Raw genomic sequence first — 14,510 nt, forward strand, 5'->3', positions numbered from 1 at the left:
GCGCCAGATGTCGGCCAGGCGGCGGCCTCCTCCCGGGCCGGCCCGCCCGCACGGGACTTACGGCACTGGCAGCCGGCGCGGGGCGGGCGTCCGATGTAAGCATGACGGCAGGAACCGAACCTTCCACCCGCTGGCCGGCAATCCCCAAGGACCCCGGCAGCTTCCGGGTTCGGCCCAACCTCTTGGACTATGACGCCAGCTGCGCGGCGTTCTCCTGGGATCACGCCCGCCGGGAGCTCTCCGGCCTGCCGGATGGCCGGGGCCTCAATATCGCCTTCGAGGCGGCCGACCGGCATGCGGCCGGCGGGCTCGGCGGCCGCGAGGCGCTGCGCTTCATCCGGGCCGACGGGAGCAGCCATGCGCTCAGCTACGCGGAGCTGGCAGAGCAAAGCAGCCGGTTCGCCGCGGTGCTGAGCAGCCTCGGCGTCGGGCGCGGCGAGCGCGTCTTCTCCCTCACCGGCCGCAACCCGTCCCTGTACATTGCGATGCTCGGCACCTTCAAGAACGCCAGCGTGTTCTGCCCCCTTTTCTCGGCCTTCGGGCCGGAGCCCGTGCGGCAGCGGCTGCAGCTGGGCTCCGGACGCGCGCTCATCACCACCCGGGCGCTCTACCGGCGGAAAGTGGCCCAGCTGCGCGACTCGCTGCCGGAGCTGCGGCATGTGCTGCTGATCGACGCCGACGGCAGCCCGGAACCGGGCACCCTGGACCTGGCCGCGCTGCTGCAGACGGCCCCGGCCGACGGGCAGATCGCGGCGACCCGGCCCGAGGACATGGCGCTGCTGCACTTCACGTCCGGCACCACCGGGACACCGAAGGGCGCCATCCACGTCCACGACGCCGTCACCGCCCACCACGCGACCGGCACCTTCGCGCTGGACCTGCATCCGGAGGACATCTACTGGTGCACGGCCGATCCCGGCTGGGTGACCGGCACGTCCTACGGGGTCCTGGCCCCGCTCAGCCACGGCGTGACGAGCATCGTGGACGAGGAGGAGATGGACGCGGACCGCTGGTACCGGATCCTCGCCGAGCAGCACGTGACCGTCTGGTACACCGCGCCCACCGCGCTGCGGATGCTGATGAAGGCCGGGGTGGACCGCGCCACGGGGCACGACCTGTCCGCCCTGCGCTTTGTCGCCAGCGTCGGCGAGCCGCTCAATCCGGAGGTCGTGGTCTGGGGCAAGGAAGCCTTCGGCCAGCCGGTGCATGACAACTGGTGGCAGACCGAAACCGGCGGCATCATGATTTCGAACTTCGCGGCCACCGAGATCCGCCCCGGCTCCATGGGCCGGCCGCTGCCCGGCATCGAAGCCGCGCTGGTGGTGCGGGACGCACAGGACAAGCCGATGCTCAGGGACGGGCAGGCGGTGCTGGTCACCGCGCCGGACACGATGGGTGAGCTTGCGCTGCGGCCCGGCTGGCCCTCGATGTTCCGCGGCTACCTGCACGAGGAGGAGCGCTACCGGCGGTGCTTCGTGGGCGGCTGGTACCTCACCGGCGACCTCGCCAAGCGCGACGCCGACGGCTACTACTGGTTCGTGGGCCGGGGCGACGACGTGATCAAGTCCTCGGGGCACCTGATCGGCCCGTTCGAGGTGGAGAGCTCGCTGATGGAACATGAGGCGGTGGCCGAGGCCGGCGTGATCGGCGTTCCGGACCCGGTGGCAGGCGAGGTGGTCAAGGCCTTCGTGGAGCTGCGCCCCGGCTGGGAGCCGTCGGAGGAACTGCAGCTGGATATCATCGGGTTCGCGCGCAAACGGCTGGGGCCCGCGGTGGCACCCCGGCTGCTGGACTTCACCACGGCGCTGCCGAAAACCCGCAGCGGGAAGATCCTCCGGCGCCTGCTCAAGGCCCGCGAACTGGGGCTCCCGGAGGGCGACACGTCCACCATCGAGTCCCCGCCGGGGGCGGCGCCCGACGGGCTGTCCGACGGGCTGTCCGACGGCCAGCCCGGCGGGCAGCCCGGCGCTGCGGGACGGGCAGCCGGCACGGCGCCGGAGGGACCGCAGTGACCGGGCCAATGGCGGCGTCCGCCGGGCCGCTGGATCCCGCGCACGGCCGGCACCTGCTGCTGCAGATGCTGCGTGTGCGCCAGCTCGAGGAGAAGTGCGTCGAGCTGTACAGCGCCGCCAAGATCCGCGGCTTCCTGCACGTCTACATCGGCGAGGAGGCGGTGGCGGCCGGGGTGCTGGAAACCCTCGCGCCGGAGGACGCCGTCGTCGCCACCTACCGGGAGCACGGCCACGCCCTGCTGCGCGGCGTGTCCGCCGGCTCGATCCTGGCCGAGATGTACGGCTTCGTGGAGGGCTGCTGCCGAGGCCGCGGCGGCTCCATGCACCTGTTCGACGCCGCCACGCGCTTCTACGGCGGGAACGCGATCGTCGCCGGCGGACTGCCGCTCGCCGTCGGGCTGGCGCTCGCGGACAAGATGGCCGGCCGGTCCCGCGTCACCGTGTGCTTTTTCGGTGAGGGCGCCGTCGCGGAGGGCGAGTTCCATGAAAGCCTCAACCTCGCCGCTCTCTGGCAGCTGCCGGTGCTGTTCTGCTGTGAAAACAACCTTTACGCGATGGGCACGGCGCTGGGCCGTTCCGAGTCGCAGACCGACATCGCGCTGAAGGCGGCCGGCTACGAGATTGCCGCCTGGGCCGTGGACGGGATGGACGTGCTGGCCGTCGAGGAGACCGCCCGTCGCGCCGTCGACGCGGTCCGGGCCGGCGGCGGGCCGCACTTCCTGGAACTGCGCACCTACCGTTTCCGGGCGCATTCGATGTTCGACCCGGAACGGTACCGGGACAAGGCCGAGGTGGCGCGGTGGCTGGAGCGGGATCCGATCACGCTGCTGCGCTCGGCGATGGAGGCCGCCGGCCAGCTGACCGAAGCGGACTGGCAGCAACTGCAGGCCGACGCCGAAGCGGAAGTCGCGGCCGGCGTCGAGGTTGCGGAGGCCGGCACGCCGGAGCCGTTCGAGGACCTCACGCGTTTTGTGTACAGCGACCCCGGCGCCTGGCAGGAAGGGGACGGGTCATGAAATCCAGCTACCGGGAGGCGCTCCGGGCCGGGATCCGCGACGCCCTACAGCGTGACGAGCGGGTTTTCCTGATGGGCGAGGATGTGGGCGCTTACGGCGGCTCCTTCGCCGTAAGCCTGGGCCTGCTGGAGGAGTTCGGGCCGGAACGGATCCGCGACACCCCGCTGTCCGAGTCCGGGTTCGTCGGCGCCGGGATCGGCGCCGCGCTCGGCGGGATGCGACCCATCGTGGAGATCATGACCGTCAACTTCAGCCTCCTGGCCCTCGACCAGATCGTGAACAACGCCGCATCCCTGCTGCACATGTCCGGCGGCCAGTTCCACGTGCCGCTGGTGATCCGGATGACTACCGGGGCCGGACGCCAGCTTGGTGCCCAGCATTCGCACAGCCTGGAGGGGTGGTACGCGCACATCCCCGGGCTGCGGATCCTCACCCCCGCCACCCTCGAAGACGCCCGCGGGATGCTGTGGACCGCGCTCCAGGACCCGGACCCGGTGCTGATCTTCGAACACGGCTCGCTCTACAACGTCCCCGGCGAACTCGCCGAGGACGCCGGGGCGGTGGACATCAGCAGCGCCGCCATCCGGCGGCCCGGCGCCGACGTCTCACTCATCACCTACGGCGGGACGCTCCCCCTCACCCTCGAGGCCGCCGGGCAGCTCGCCGCCGAAGGCATCGACGCCGAAGTGCTGGACCTGCGCACGCTGCGGCCGCTCGACGACGCCGCCATCCTCGACTCGGTGGCCAGGACACACCGTGCCGTGGTGGTGGACGAGGGCTGGCGCAGCGGCAGCATCTCCGCCGAAATCAGCGCCCGGATCAGCGAACACGCGTTTTTCGAGCTGGACGCGCCCGTAGGCCGGGTCTGCAGCGCCGAGGTGCCGATCCCCTACTCCAAGCACCTTGAACTCGCCGCCCTGCCCTCTGCGGAACGGGTCGTCGCGGCAGCGCGGGAGGCGGTCGGGACACGTGGGTGACTTCCTGATGCCCTCGCTCGGGGCCGATATGGAGCACGGCAAGATCGTCGAATGGCTGGTCAAGCCCGGCGACTACGTCCGCCGCGGCGACCTCGTGGCCGTGGTGGACACGGACAAGACCGTGATGGACGTCGAATCCTTCCAGGAGGGGGTGGTCGCGGACCTCCTCGTGGACATCGGCGAGACCGTGCCGGTGGGCACGCCGCTGGCCCGGATCACGCAGACCCCGGCCGAGGTCGGGGCTCCCAGCCGCGAGGCGCCGCCGCCCCGGCCCGCGGCCGCGAAGCCGGCCCCTCCCCCGGAAGCCCCTCCGATCGCGCCGCCGGTCCGGCACCTCGCGCACCGGCTCGGCGTCGACACCGGACGGATCCACGGCACCGGCAAGGATGGCGCGATCACCCGCGCCGACGTGGAGCACGCCGTGGCAGCCCGTCCGGCGGCCGCAGGGCGGGTGCGGTCCTCGCCGCGGGCCAGACGGCTCGCCGCCGAACTCGGCGTCGAGCTTTCGTCCGTCGCCGGCACCGGACCGGAGGGCGCCGTGACCGTCGAAGACGTGCAGGGCGCCGCAGCCCGCCAGCCGGAGGCCGGTCTCCGGGAGGCGGGACCGCGAGGGGCGGCTGCGGAAGCGCCGGCGGCATCGGCGCAGGCTGCGGAAGCGGCTGAGGCCGAAGCGGCCCCGCCGGAAGCGCCGGCGCAGGCTGCGGAGAAGCCCGCGGAGGCCCGCGAACGGGTGGCCACCCTGCGCCGGGCCATCGGGGCGCTGATGTCGCGCTCCAAGCAGACCATCCCGCACTACTACCTGAGCACAACCCTGGACCTGCGCGCCGCCGTCGGCTGGATGCAGACCGTCAATGCGCAGCGGCCGGTGGCGTCCCGGTTAGTGCCCTCCGCCCTCCTGCTCAAGGCGGCGGCGCTCGCGGCCAAGGAAGTCCCGGAGGTCAACGGCTTCTATCTGGACGGGGAGTACCGGCCCAGCGCCGCGGTGCATCTGGGCGTCGCGGTGGCCCTGCGCCAGGGTGGCCTGGTGGCCCCCGCGCTCCACGACGCCGACACCCTGGCCCTCGACGAGCTGATGGAACAGCTGCGGGACCTGGTCAGCCGCGCGCGGGCCGGACGGCTGCAGCGCGCCGAGATGGCGGACCCCACCATCACCGTGACGAATCTCGGGGACCTCGGCGTGGACAGCGTCTACGGGGTGATCTATCCGCCGCAGGTGGCGATGGTGGGCTTTGGCCGCGTGCTGGAGCAACCCTGGGCGGAGAACGGGATGCTGGGCGTCCGGGCCGCCGCGATCGCCACCCTCTCGGCCGACCACCGGGTCAGCGACGGGTTGCGCGGCGGCCGCTTCCTTGCCCGGATCCAAGAGCTGCTGCAGAAGCCGGACGAACTGTGAAGACGGAGACACCATGAATGAACAGGATGCCCGGGCCGCGGTGCGTGCCGCGCTGGGGAAAGTCGCACCGGATGTTGAGCTGGACGACGTCGGCGGCGAGGCCCGGCTCCGGCAGGACCTCGAGCTGGACTCGCTGGATTTCCTGCGGCTCGTTGAAACCATCGACACGGCGACCGGCGTGGACATCCCGGAGCGCGACTATCCGGCAGTCGCCACGGTCGACGGCCTGATCAGTTACCTCGTCGCGCACGGCTGAGGCGCATCCGCTGCTCCGTAACCGCCGTTTTGGTGACGCCAATGGGCACCTGCGCAGCCATCGACGTCAGTGAGGGGCTAGGCGTGCGGCTGGGGCCGGGCCTCGGCGCGGCGCGCGAAGGCGGGGGCGTGTTCCGGGCGGGGTCCGAAGCCGATGAGCCGGGGAATGATGCGGCGGACCGCTGGAATCCGCCGGGCCAGGAAGAGCGCGACGGCCGGAAACTTGGTGCGTTGTCCGGCCATGATCGGGCCAAAGACCGCGCGGTGCATGAGCCGCTGTCCCGTCTGCACGACGACGGTCGGGAGCCGCCGTCGTCGTTCGACGCGTCGGAGGTCCGCCGCCGTGACCCGGCCGCGGAGCAGCGCGGGGGCGAGGATTTCCGCCGCCGCCACGGCGTCCTGGATGGCGAGGTTGATGCCGACACCGCCGGCCGGGGACATCGCATGCGCGGCGTCGCCGATGCAGAGCAGACCGTTGACGTGCCACGACTGCAGCCGGTCCAGGCGGACGTCGAGCCAGTGCAGGTCATCGAGGGAACGGATGGCGTCCACCCGGTCCGCGAGGTCCGGCCGAAGCCCGGCGATCCGGCGCCGGAAGCCCTCGACGCCCTCCGCACGGATCCTGGCGTCGGTGCCTTTCGGGGCGAGGTAGCCCATTTGGTAGTAATCGTTGCGGGACAAGGCCACCAGCGCCTCCCCGGGGCCGAACGCCGGCACCAGCCCGGCCACTTCGCCAAGTTCGGCGGGATACCGGGGCAGCCGGAACCACCAGGTGTCGAAAGGAACCGGAAACTCTTTCGGCGCCAGCCCGACGGCGGCACGCAACGCGGAGTGGCGGCCGTCCGTCGCGACCACCAGGTCCGCCCGGAGCTCGTCCTGCGCGCCGTCCGGGTCGCGGAACCGGATCCCGCGGACACGGCCCCCGTCGCGAACCAGCCCGGTGGCCGTGTGGCTCATCAGCAGGGTGAAGCCGGGCTCCTCGGCAGCAGCTGCGGCCAGGAAGTTGAGGAAATCCCACTGCGGCATCATGGCGATGTAGTTGTACGGCGGCCGCAGCGAATCAAAGTCGCCCATGGTCACCGGCGGCCCGCCCGGGACCGGGAACACGACGCTCTTCAGGCGGCTTTGCGGCAGGCGGCGGAACTCCTGGCCGAGGCCGAGTTCGTCAATCAGCCGGATGGTGGACGGGTGCACCGTGTCGCCGCGGAAGTCGCGCAGGAAATCCGCGTGCTTTTCCAGGACCGTCACCTGCACCCCGGCCCGGGCCAGCAGCAAGCCGAGCATCATCCCGGCCGGACCGCCGCCGGCCACCACGCATCCCGTCGTCTCCATGGCCATACGCTACGCCTGCGAGGGGTGCCGGGGGGAGGGGTCTTGGCGGCGCTTCCGGATTCGGGCGGCGGTTCCGGACAGACGCAGCGCGGACCCGCCTAGCGGCCGTCCGGAAGCTCAGCGGCGGTCCGGAAGCATAGCGAAACCGGGCACCCGGCCGGCCGGCAACAGTTGAGCACGATTGACTCGGCTGGCTAGGCTGTGAGGCATGCGTGAACTCCAGGCGAAGATCATTGAAGAAATGGGCGTGCAGCCCCGGATCGACCCCGCCGGGGAGGTGCGCAAACGCGTCATGTTCCTCAAGGACTACCTCAAGGCGAGCCACACCAAGGGCTTCGTCCTAGGCATCTCCGGCGGCCTCGACTCTTCGCTGGCAGGACGGCTGGCACAGCTCGCGGTCGAGGAGCTCGACGCCGAGGGCGTGGAGGCGAACTTCGTCGCGGTGCGGCTTCCCTACGGCGTGCAGCACGATGAGGACGACGCCCAGGCGGCCCTGGACTTTGTGCGGGCCAAAACGGAGTGGACCTTCAACATCTCGGCCGCGGTGGACGGCTTCGAGGATGAATTCGAAAAGACCGTGGGCAACGGCATTTCCGACTTCCACAAGGGCAACACCAAGGCCCGCACACGCATGATCGCCCAGTACGCCCTGGCCGGGGAGCACAACTACCTGGTGATCGGCACCGACCACGGCGCCGAATCCGTGACCGGATTCTTCACCAAATACGGCGACGGCGGCGCGGACATCCTGCCGCTGTTCGGCCTGAACAAGCGCCAGAACCGCGCCCTGCTGGCCGAACTCGGCGCCCCGGCCCGCATCTGGGAGAAGGTCCCGACGGCGGACCTCCTGGACCACAAGCCCGGACGCACCGATGAGGAAGAACTCGGCCTGAGCTACGACACCATCGATGACTACCTCGAAGGCCGCGACATCCCCGACGCCGCGGCCGAGCTGATCGAGCAGAAATACCTGCGGACGCGGCACAAGCGCACCGTCCCGGTCACCATCTTCGACACCTGGTGGAAGCAGTGACGCTCCGCTAAGGGTTCCTGGCCGGATCGTTCCGCCCGGTCACCTCCGGACTTCCACGGTGCCCACCATGCCCATGAAGTCATGCAGGCCGCAGATGTAGTCGAACTCGCCGGCCTTGGTGAAGGTCACGGTGAACTTGCTGTGCGGGGGCATGATTCCTGAGTTGAGGTCTCCACCGGCAAACTTCGCCGGGTTGCCCCGGGGGACGAAGACATTGGCGGGTTCCTTGCCGAAAGTGACGGTGTGCGGGGCGCCCATGCCGCTGTTGACGAAGGTCACTTTCTCGCCCACCCGGATTTCGACCTTCTGCTGGACGAAGCGCATCACCATGGACGTTCCGTTATCCGTTCCCGCGATCACGGTGTGTTCGTCCGCCTGGTCCCGGGCGTCCTCCCATGCCTGGCGTCCGTCCCGCAGGATGGCCCGTTCCTGCCTCCCCGCCTGGCGGTCGTACTGCGCCTGGCTGTACGGGTAGTCGGTTCCGGCCGCCCGGACGTGGACAACTCCTTTCATGGCCATGCCGTGGACCAGGCAGTAATAGGTGAAGTTGCCCTTGCGCGGGAATGCCAGGGTGTATTTCGTGACTTGCTTAAAGCCACTGTCGGACACGTTCGTCATGACCCCGGAGTTGTAATACGAATGCCCGTCATAGGCCTTGCCGCCGCGCTGGTAGATGTTCTGCGGCAGCGATGGGTTGAAGGGCTGGGTGGACCTCAGGGACTGGCCTTTGGCCAGGAACGTCACGGTGTGGATCTCGGCGGAGTTGGCCTCCCAGGTGACCTGGTCGCCCGCGTTGATGTAGATGTTTCCGGGCAGGAAGGCCATGCCCTGGATGGCCTGGCTCGAGGATTCGGACCCGACCTGGACCGTCCACGTCCTGGCGGATTCTTCGCCACCCGCGACGGCGGCAGCGCTGACGGCGGGAGCACTGACGGTAACTGGCAACACGAGCGCGGCGATGAAAGCGATGAGAACGCGCAGCAAGCGCGGCGCGTGAGGGGATTCTGCTCGGCGAGTCATGGGACTCATTCCTTTTGGGGCTGGAGGATTGCGGCCGGGAACCCGGCTCATCTGGTGCGCCGACGCCGCTTCCCGCGACGCCGTTTCGCTCCGGCCTGGACCGCGTCCGCCGCTCTCTTCTCCTGCTCCCAGTCCCCCAGCATTAAGGCGGGGAAGTAGTTTTTGGGCCAGACGCGCCACCCGGACTGGGGAATGGGCGCTGTCTACAGCGCATGCAGCCACGGCTGCAATTCCAATCGTGCTCCGCGCCAGCCGGTTTGTCGAGACGGCGCCGGCGGCGGCTCAACTGCCCTGCAGCTGCAGGGATATCCGGTGCGCTTCGTCCATCAGCAGGCGCCCGAGGTATTCGCGGCGGTCCGCCCGGAAGCGCGGTTCAATCCCGGTCAGGGACAGCGCCCACGCCGGCCGGCCGCGCTGGTCGAATACGGCGGCGCCCATTCCCCAGCTGCCTTCCAGCACCAGGCCCGGGTTGACCGAATAGCCTGCCTGCCGCGTCGCTTCCAGGTTCGCGCGGACCACTTCCTCGCTGTGGGCGGCGGCAAAGCTCCCGGCGTGGGTGGCCCAGCCGGCCAGCAGTTCTTCCTGCTCCGCCGCGGGCAGGAACGCCATGATGGCGGTGCCGGCGGAGGCAACGCCCAGCGGAAAACGGACACCCTCATGCAGCACGAAGGAGCGGACCGGGAAACTGCCCTCCTCCCGGAGGAGGCACACCGTCTCGGCGCCGCGGCGGATCGAGAAGAAGGCGCTCTCCCCGGTTTCCTCTGCCAGCCGGCGCAGGCTGGGCCGGGCAATGTCCTCCAGCGGGAAACGCGCCGAAGCCACCGATCCCATCAGCAGGATCTCCGGGCCCAGCACCCAGTTGCCGCTGTGCGGATCCTGGTCCAGCAGTCCCTCGGCGGCCAGGGAAGTGAGCAGCCGGTGGGCGGTGGGACGCGTCAGACCGGATTCGCGGACCAGTTCCACGAGCGGGGAGCCTTCCGGCTTCCGTCCCACGATCCTCAGCAGGGCCGCGACGCGGCTTACCACCTGGGCTCCCTGTACGGGGACGGAGTTCATCTTTTCCTCGCATTTCGCAAAACAATCATCAAACCATCCACATTGTGGACAGTGCCTAGCCTAGCGTCCACACTGTAAAAAAGCACGGAAAGTTGCGGATTTGCGGCGTTGACAGTGCTCTACGCCACACCATAGGCTCCTTCCTCAGGCGAACAGTCCACAACGTGGATCACGGCGGCGGTCCCGTGGCCAGGCCGCCGGTTACTCAGAAGCTCAATGAGGAGATGCAAATGTCAAAGGTGAAATCCGGCGCGGCAGCGGCGCTGCAGGACGTGCTGCGGGACGGCATGACGCTGGCGGTCGGCGGCTTCGGCCTCAGCGGCATTCCGGCAGACCTGATCGAGGCGGTCCGGGACTCCGGCGTCAAGGACCTCACCGTGGTCTCCAACAACATGGGCGTGGACGGCAAGGGCCTCGGCGTGCTCATCGAGGCGGGCCAGGTCCGCAAGGTCATTGCCTCCTACGTGGGCGAAAACAAGCTCTTCGCGGAGCAGTACCTCGCCGGCCAGCTGGAGGTCGAGTTCACCCCGCAGGGCACCCTCGCCGAGCGCCTCCGCGCCGGCGGCGCCGGCATCCCGGCCTTCTACACCAAGACCGGCGTCGGCACCCTCGTCGCCGAAGGCAAGCCGCTGGCGGAGTTCGACGGCGAAACGTATGTCCAGGAGCGTGCCATCAAGGCCGACGTCTCCCTGGTCCACGCGCACACCGCGGACACGGACGGCAACCTGATCTACCGCTACACCGCGCAGAACTTCAATCCCGTGGTCGCCACGGCCGGCATCGTCACCGTTGCGGAGGCCGAGGTGATCGTCGAACCCGGCGCACTCGATCCCAACCACATCGTCACCCCCGGCGTCTTCGTGCAGCGCCTGGTGCAGGCCAGCTACCGGGCCAAGGACATCGAGCAGCGCACCGTCCGGCCCCGCGCCGAAGCGGCCGAGACGGACAACGCTGCCGCCTCCGCCGTCACCGTCTAATCCGGCCTGAGCGCCGCCACCCACACTTTTCAGGAGAAACACCATGGCTTGGACCCGGAACGAAATGGCCGCCATCGCGGCCGAAGAACTCAATGACGGCGATTACGTCAACCTCGGCATCGGCATCCCCACGCTCGTCGCCAACAACCTGCGCGAGGGCGTCCGCGTGGTGCTGCAGAGCGAGAACGGCCTGCTCGGCATGGGTCCGTTCCCCTACGAGGGCGAGGAGGACGCGGACCTGATCAATGCCGGCAAGCAGACGGTCACCGTCCTGCCCGGCGGCAGCATCTTCGACTCGGCCACCTCCTTCGGCATGATCCGCGGCGGCCACGTCAAGGTCGCCATCCTCGGCGCCATGCAGGTCTCCGGCGCCGGCGACCTGGCCAACTGGACCATCCCCGGCAAGATGGTCAAGGGCATGGGCGGCGCCATGGACCTCGTGGCCGGCACCCCGCGCGTCGTGGTCCTCACCGAACACAACGCCAAGGACGGCACCGCCAAGATCGTGAAGGAATGCACCCTGCCGCTCACCGGGCTGAGCTGCGTGGACCGCATCATCAGCGACCTCGCAGTGTTTGACCTGGTGAAAAATGCAGAAACGGGCGTTCGCCAGCTCACGCTCACCCGCCTCGCCCCCGGCGCCACCGTGCCGGAGATCCGCGAAAAGACCGAAGCCGAGTTCGACGTCGATCCCTCCCTCGACGTCACCCGTGAAGCCGGCAGCCTGGAAGGAGCCACGGCATGAGCCTCAAGGACCAGTTCGGCAAGGATGTCCTGCTCACCGGCTGGGGCCACAGCCGCTTCGGCAAGCTCACGGAGGAGACCCTCGAGTCCCTGATCGTCCAGGTTGCCACCGAGGCGATCGGCAACGCGGGCATCGAGCCCGGCCAGATCGACGAGATCTACCTGGGCCAGTTCAACTCCGGGATGATGCCGCTGGCGTTCCCGTCCTCGCTCGCACTGCAGGTCTCGGAGCAGCTCGCCAACGTGCCGTCGACGCGGGTGGAGAACGCGTGCGCCTCGGGCTCGGCCGCGTTCCAGCAGGGCACCAAGTCGCTGCTGGCGGGTACCGCCAAGACGGTCCTGGTGATCGGGGCCGAAAAGATGACCCAGGCCGGCGCCGACGTCGTGGGCGCCGCCCTGCTCGGTGCGGACTACGACATGGCCGGCAAGCCCTCCAGCACCGGCTTCACGGGGCTCTTCGCCGAAGTGGCCAAGCACTACGAGAAGCGCTACGGCGCCAGCGCAGGGAACCTCTCCGACGTGCTCGGCACGATCGCCGCGAAGAACCACCGCAACGGCGTGGACAACCCCTACGCCCAGCTCCGCAAGGACCTCGGCGAGGAGTTCTGCCAGACCGTCTCGGACAAGAACCCGATGGTCGCCGACCCGCTGCGCCGCACCGACTGCTCCCCCGTCTCCGACGGCGCCGCCGCCGTCGTGCTCAGCGTTGCACCCACCGGCGGCGCCACCGCGCCGGTCCGGCTGGCCGGCTTCGGCCAGGCGAACGATTTCTTCCCGACCGACCGCCGCGACCCCACCGCCTTTGCCGCGACCCGCGCCTCCTGGCAGCGGGCCCTGGGCATGGCCGGCGTCGGGCTGGAGGACCTGGACTTCGCGGAGGTGCACGACTGCTTCACCATCGCCGAGCTGCTGATGTACGAGGCCATGGGCCTGACCGAGCCGGGCCAGGGCGCCCGCGCGGTCAAGGAAGGCTGGGTCTTCAAGGACGGCAAGCTGCCGGTCAACGTCTCGGGCGGACTCAAGGCCAAGGGCCACCCGGTCGGGGCCACCGGCGTCTCGCAGCATGTCATCGCGGCGATGCAGCTCACCGGCACCGCCGGGGACATGCAGCTGGCCGCCCCGCGACGTGCCGCGGTTCAGAATATGGGGGGCGTGGGCATTGCGAACTACGTCAGCGTGCTTGAAGCCGTCTGAGGCGCCGCCCGCGGACCTGGTACGGGTCACCAACTGGCTTGGCCTGGCGGCCGGCGCACCCGTGATGGTGCGCCGGCCCGGCCGTGTCCCGGCCGCCGCAACGGTGGAGCTCGCGACCCCGGACGGAAAGATCCTCTGGGTCAGGTACTGGACCTCGGCCGAGCGCGCCATGCTCCATAAGGCCGACGGGACCCAAGTGTGGTGTGAGGCGAACCTTGGCTGAGTCCAGCATTGAAAACGTGGCCGACCTGCTCTTCCGGGACCTGCAGTACCTGAAGGCCAGCAGCGTGGAGCGCTGCGTCACCGACGTGGCCGGGTACCGGGGCGTGGCCGAGACGGACATCAGCTCCTCGGTGGAACAAAACCTTCGGATGGCCATCCAGGCGGTGAAATCCGGGACCGTGCCGGAGTCATCGCAGCTCAGCCTCGAAGCCAGGGTGGCGCAGGTCCGGTTTCATCAGGGCCTGCGGATCGAGGACGTGCTGCGCGGTTACCGCCTCTCCATGGCCGTGATCCAGGACCGCTTCCTCGACATCGCCCAGGAGCTACGGCTCGGCGACCGGGAAGTCCTCGCCGCGCACCGGGTGCTCTGGGGCGTCAGCGATTCCTACACGGCGGCCCTGGTGCATTCCTACCGCGAAAGCAGCGTCCGGCAGGCCGTGCGCGACCACGAACTCCGGCAGGGCTACCTGCGCGCCGTGCTGGCCGGCACCCTCGCCGGCGCCGAACTGGTGTCCCGTTCCGCCGACTTCGGGATCGATCCGCGGCGCGAATTCCGCGCCCTGCGCGCACGTGCCAGGCCGGGGACGTCCCCGGACGAGCTTCTCGGCGAGCTGGTGGCGCCGCTGCGCAGCGGCGACGGGGTGTTGACCGTCCTGGCCGGCGACGTCGTCGGTTTCCTCGCCGCCAAACCCGCTGCCGGCAGCGCGGCAGCGACCGTCGCCGTCGGACCCCCGCGGCCCCTCACCGCCCTGGCTCAGTCCGACGCCGTCGCCGACCGCGTTTTTGCTGCCGCGTGGCGGCGGGCGGACCGGGGCTCCTATTGCCTGGAGGACCTGACCTGGCGCACCGCGGCCGGCGATCCGGACGTCACCGAGGTACTGCGCCGGCGTTACCTGGCGCCTTTCGCCGACGACGCCGAATTCGGCCGGATCGTGCTGGACTCGGTGCGGTCCTACCTGGCCAGCGACCGCCGGATATCCGCAGCCGCGCGGGCACTGTCCGTGCATGAGAACACGCTGCGTTACCGGCTGCAGAAGTTCGAGCAGCTCACCGGCACCCGGCTCGACGCGACCGGGACCCTCGTGGAGCTCTGCTGGGCATTCGAGGCCTGCCAGGACGGCCCAGACAGGCCCGTCGACGGCCCGTTGTAGGAATCCACAACCCCCGGTCCGTTCCCTTTGAGCTGGCTCCATGTTCGGGGCCGCGGCGCATCCGTAGCGTGGTCTGCATCACAGCCGGACGAACTGCTGACCCCTGTGCCCGACGGGCCGGACGATGC

The 14,510-nt window shown here is 69.8% G+C and carries 14 protein-coding genes; 11 read left to right on the forward strand and 3 right to left on the reverse strand.

Annotated elements, in window-relative coordinates:
• Window positions 1-101: 101 nt before the first annotated feature.
• Genes acsA through AC1DBL_RS09095 form a run of 5 tightly spaced genes read left to right on the forward strand, consistent with a single transcriptional unit; the run spans window position 102 to window position 5,654 of the window.
• Complete coding sequence (gene acsA / locus AC1DBL_RS09075) at window positions 102-2,012, forward strand: acetate--CoA ligase (RefSeq protein WP_476925971.1); 1,911 nt, start codon at window positions 102-104, stop codon at window positions 2,010-2,012.
• An 8-nt stretch (window positions 2,013-2,020) separates the two neighbouring features.
• Entirely contained in the window at window positions 2,021-3,028 is a 1,008-nt protein-coding gene (pdhA, locus tag AC1DBL_RS09080; RefSeq protein ID WP_476893034.1) for a pyruvate dehydrogenase (acetyl-transferring) E1 component subunit alpha, read from the forward strand.
• Complete coding sequence (locus AC1DBL_RS09085; RefSeq protein ID WP_476925972.1) at window positions 3,025-4,005, forward strand: alpha-ketoacid dehydrogenase subunit beta; 981 nt, start codon at window positions 3,025-3,027, stop codon at window positions 4,003-4,005. Before pdhA ends, AC1DBL_RS09085 begins: the two co-directional genes overlap by 4 nt.
• On the forward strand, window positions 3,998-5,398 hold the full coding sequence (locus AC1DBL_RS09090) for a dihydrolipoamide acetyltransferase family protein (RefSeq protein ID WP_476892894.1): 1,401 nt from the start codon (window positions 3,998-4,000) through the stop codon (window positions 5,396-5,398). The genes AC1DBL_RS09085 and AC1DBL_RS09090 overlap by 8 nt, the downstream gene beginning before the upstream one ends.
• Window positions 5,399-5,411: 13 nt before the next feature.
• Window positions 5,412-5,654 (forward strand): acyl carrier protein, encoded by a 243-nt coding sequence (locus tag AC1DBL_RS09095; RefSeq protein ID WP_441417933.1) that lies wholly within the window; start codon window positions 5,412-5,414, stop codon window positions 5,652-5,654.
• 77 nt (window positions 5,655-5,731) lie between these two features.
• Here AC1DBL_RS09095 and AC1DBL_RS09100 read toward each other — a convergent pair whose 3' ends face one another.
• Window positions 5,732-6,985 carry an FAD-dependent oxidoreductase gene (locus tag AC1DBL_RS09100; protein WP_441417934.1) on the reverse strand — a complete coding sequence of 418 codons (1,254 nt, stop codon included), beginning with the start codon at window positions 6,983-6,985 and terminating at the stop codon, window positions 5,732-5,734.
• A 208-nt stretch (window positions 6,986-7,193) separates the two neighbouring features.
• Between AC1DBL_RS09100 and nadE the strand changes: the two genes are divergently transcribed.
• Window positions 7,194-8,018, forward strand: coding sequence for an ammonia-dependent NAD(+) synthetase (nadE, locus tag AC1DBL_RS09105; RefSeq protein WP_441417935.1), 825 nt, complete (start codon window positions 7,194-7,196; stop codon window positions 8,016-8,018).
• A gap of 39 nt (window positions 8,019-8,057) precedes the next feature.
• Here nadE and AC1DBL_RS09110 read toward each other — a convergent pair whose 3' ends face one another.
• Window positions 8,058-9,038, reverse strand: a complete 981-nt coding sequence (locus AC1DBL_RS09110) for a plastocyanin/azurin family copper-binding protein (protein ID WP_476892895.1) — start codon at window positions 9,036-9,038, stop codon at window positions 8,058-8,060.
• Between the two features lie 282 nt (window positions 9,039-9,320).
• Window positions 9,321-10,094: an IclR family transcriptional regulator gene (locus AC1DBL_RS09115; RefSeq protein ID WP_476892896.1), complete on the reverse strand. Its 774-nt coding sequence runs from the start codon at window positions 10,092-10,094 to the stop codon at window positions 9,321-9,323.
• 230 nt (window positions 10,095-10,324) lie between these two features.
• Between AC1DBL_RS09115 and AC1DBL_RS09120 the strand changes: the two genes are divergently transcribed.
• Genes AC1DBL_RS09120 through AC1DBL_RS09140 form a run of 5 tightly spaced genes read left to right on the forward strand, consistent with a single transcriptional unit; the run spans window position 10,325 to window position 14,382 of the window.
• Window positions 10,325-11,071, forward strand: a complete 747-nt coding sequence (locus tag AC1DBL_RS09120; protein WP_441417938.1) for a CoA transferase subunit A — start codon at window positions 10,325-10,327, stop codon at window positions 11,069-11,071.
• Window positions 11,072-11,114: 43 nt separating this feature from the next.
• A complete protein-coding gene (locus AC1DBL_RS09125; protein ID WP_441417939.1) occupies window positions 11,115-11,816 on the forward strand; it encodes a CoA transferase subunit B in 702 nt (233 codons plus the stop codon).
• On the forward strand, window positions 11,813-13,009 hold the full coding sequence (locus AC1DBL_RS09130) for an acetyl-CoA acetyltransferase (protein WP_441417940.1): 1,197 nt from the start codon (window positions 11,813-11,815) through the stop codon (window positions 13,007-13,009). The genes AC1DBL_RS09125 and AC1DBL_RS09130 overlap by 4 nt, the downstream gene beginning before the upstream one ends.
• Window positions 12,996-13,232 carry a hypothetical protein gene (locus tag AC1DBL_RS09135; RefSeq protein ID WP_441417941.1) on the forward strand — a complete coding sequence of 79 codons (237 nt, stop codon included), beginning with the start codon at window positions 12,996-12,998 and terminating at the stop codon, window positions 13,230-13,232. The genes AC1DBL_RS09130 and AC1DBL_RS09135 overlap by 14 nt, the downstream gene beginning before the upstream one ends.
• Window positions 13,225-14,382 (forward strand): PucR family transcriptional regulator, encoded by a 1,158-nt coding sequence (locus AC1DBL_RS09140; protein WP_441417942.1) that lies wholly within the window; start codon window positions 13,225-13,227, stop codon window positions 14,380-14,382. The genes AC1DBL_RS09135 and AC1DBL_RS09140 overlap by 8 nt, the downstream gene beginning before the upstream one ends.
• Window positions 14,383-14,510: the final 128 nt, after the last annotated feature.

It is taken from the genome of Arthrobacter sp. 10T44 (genome assembly GCF_056393885.1).

Excerpts from the sequence above, each read along its gene's own strand:
- acsA (WP_476925971.1), top strand. The coding sequence starts at position 102 with ATGACGGCAGGAACCGAACCTTCCACCCGCTGGCCGGCAATCCCCAAG.
- pdhA (WP_476893034.1), top strand. The coding sequence starts at position 2,021 with ATGGCGGCGTCCGCCGGGCCGCTGGATCCCGCGCACGGCCGGCACCTG.
- AC1DBL_RS09085 (WP_476925972.1), top strand. The coding sequence starts at position 3,025 with ATGAAATCCAGCTACCGGGAGGCGCTCCGGGCCGGGATCCGCGACGCC.
- AC1DBL_RS09095 (WP_441417933.1), top strand. The coding sequence starts at position 5,412 with ATGAATGAACAGGATGCCCGGGCCGCGGTGCGTGCCGCGCTGGGGAAA.
- AC1DBL_RS09100 (WP_441417934.1), bottom strand. The coding sequence starts at position 6,985 with ATGGAGACGACGGGATGCGTGGTGGCCGGCGGCGGTCCGGCCGGGATG.
- nadE (WP_441417935.1), top strand. The coding sequence starts at position 7,194 with ATGCGTGAACTCCAGGCGAAGATCATTGAAGAAATGGGCGTGCAGCCC.
- AC1DBL_RS09110 (WP_476892895.1), bottom strand. The coding sequence starts at position 9,038 with ATGACTCGCCGAGCAGAATCCCCTCACGCGCCGCGCTTGCTGCGCGTT.
- AC1DBL_RS09115 (WP_476892896.1), bottom strand. The coding sequence starts at position 10,094 with ATGAACTCCGTCCCCGTACAGGGAGCCCAGGTGGTAAGCCGCGTCGCG.
- AC1DBL_RS09120 (WP_441417938.1), top strand. The coding sequence starts at position 10,325 with ATGTCAAAGGTGAAATCCGGCGCGGCAGCGGCGCTGCAGGACGTGCTG.
- AC1DBL_RS09125 (WP_441417939.1), top strand. The coding sequence starts at position 11,115 with ATGGCTTGGACCCGGAACGAAATGGCCGCCATCGCGGCCGAAGAACTC.
- AC1DBL_RS09130 (WP_441417940.1), top strand. The coding sequence starts at position 11,813 with ATGAGCCTCAAGGACCAGTTCGGCAAGGATGTCCTGCTCACCGGCTGG.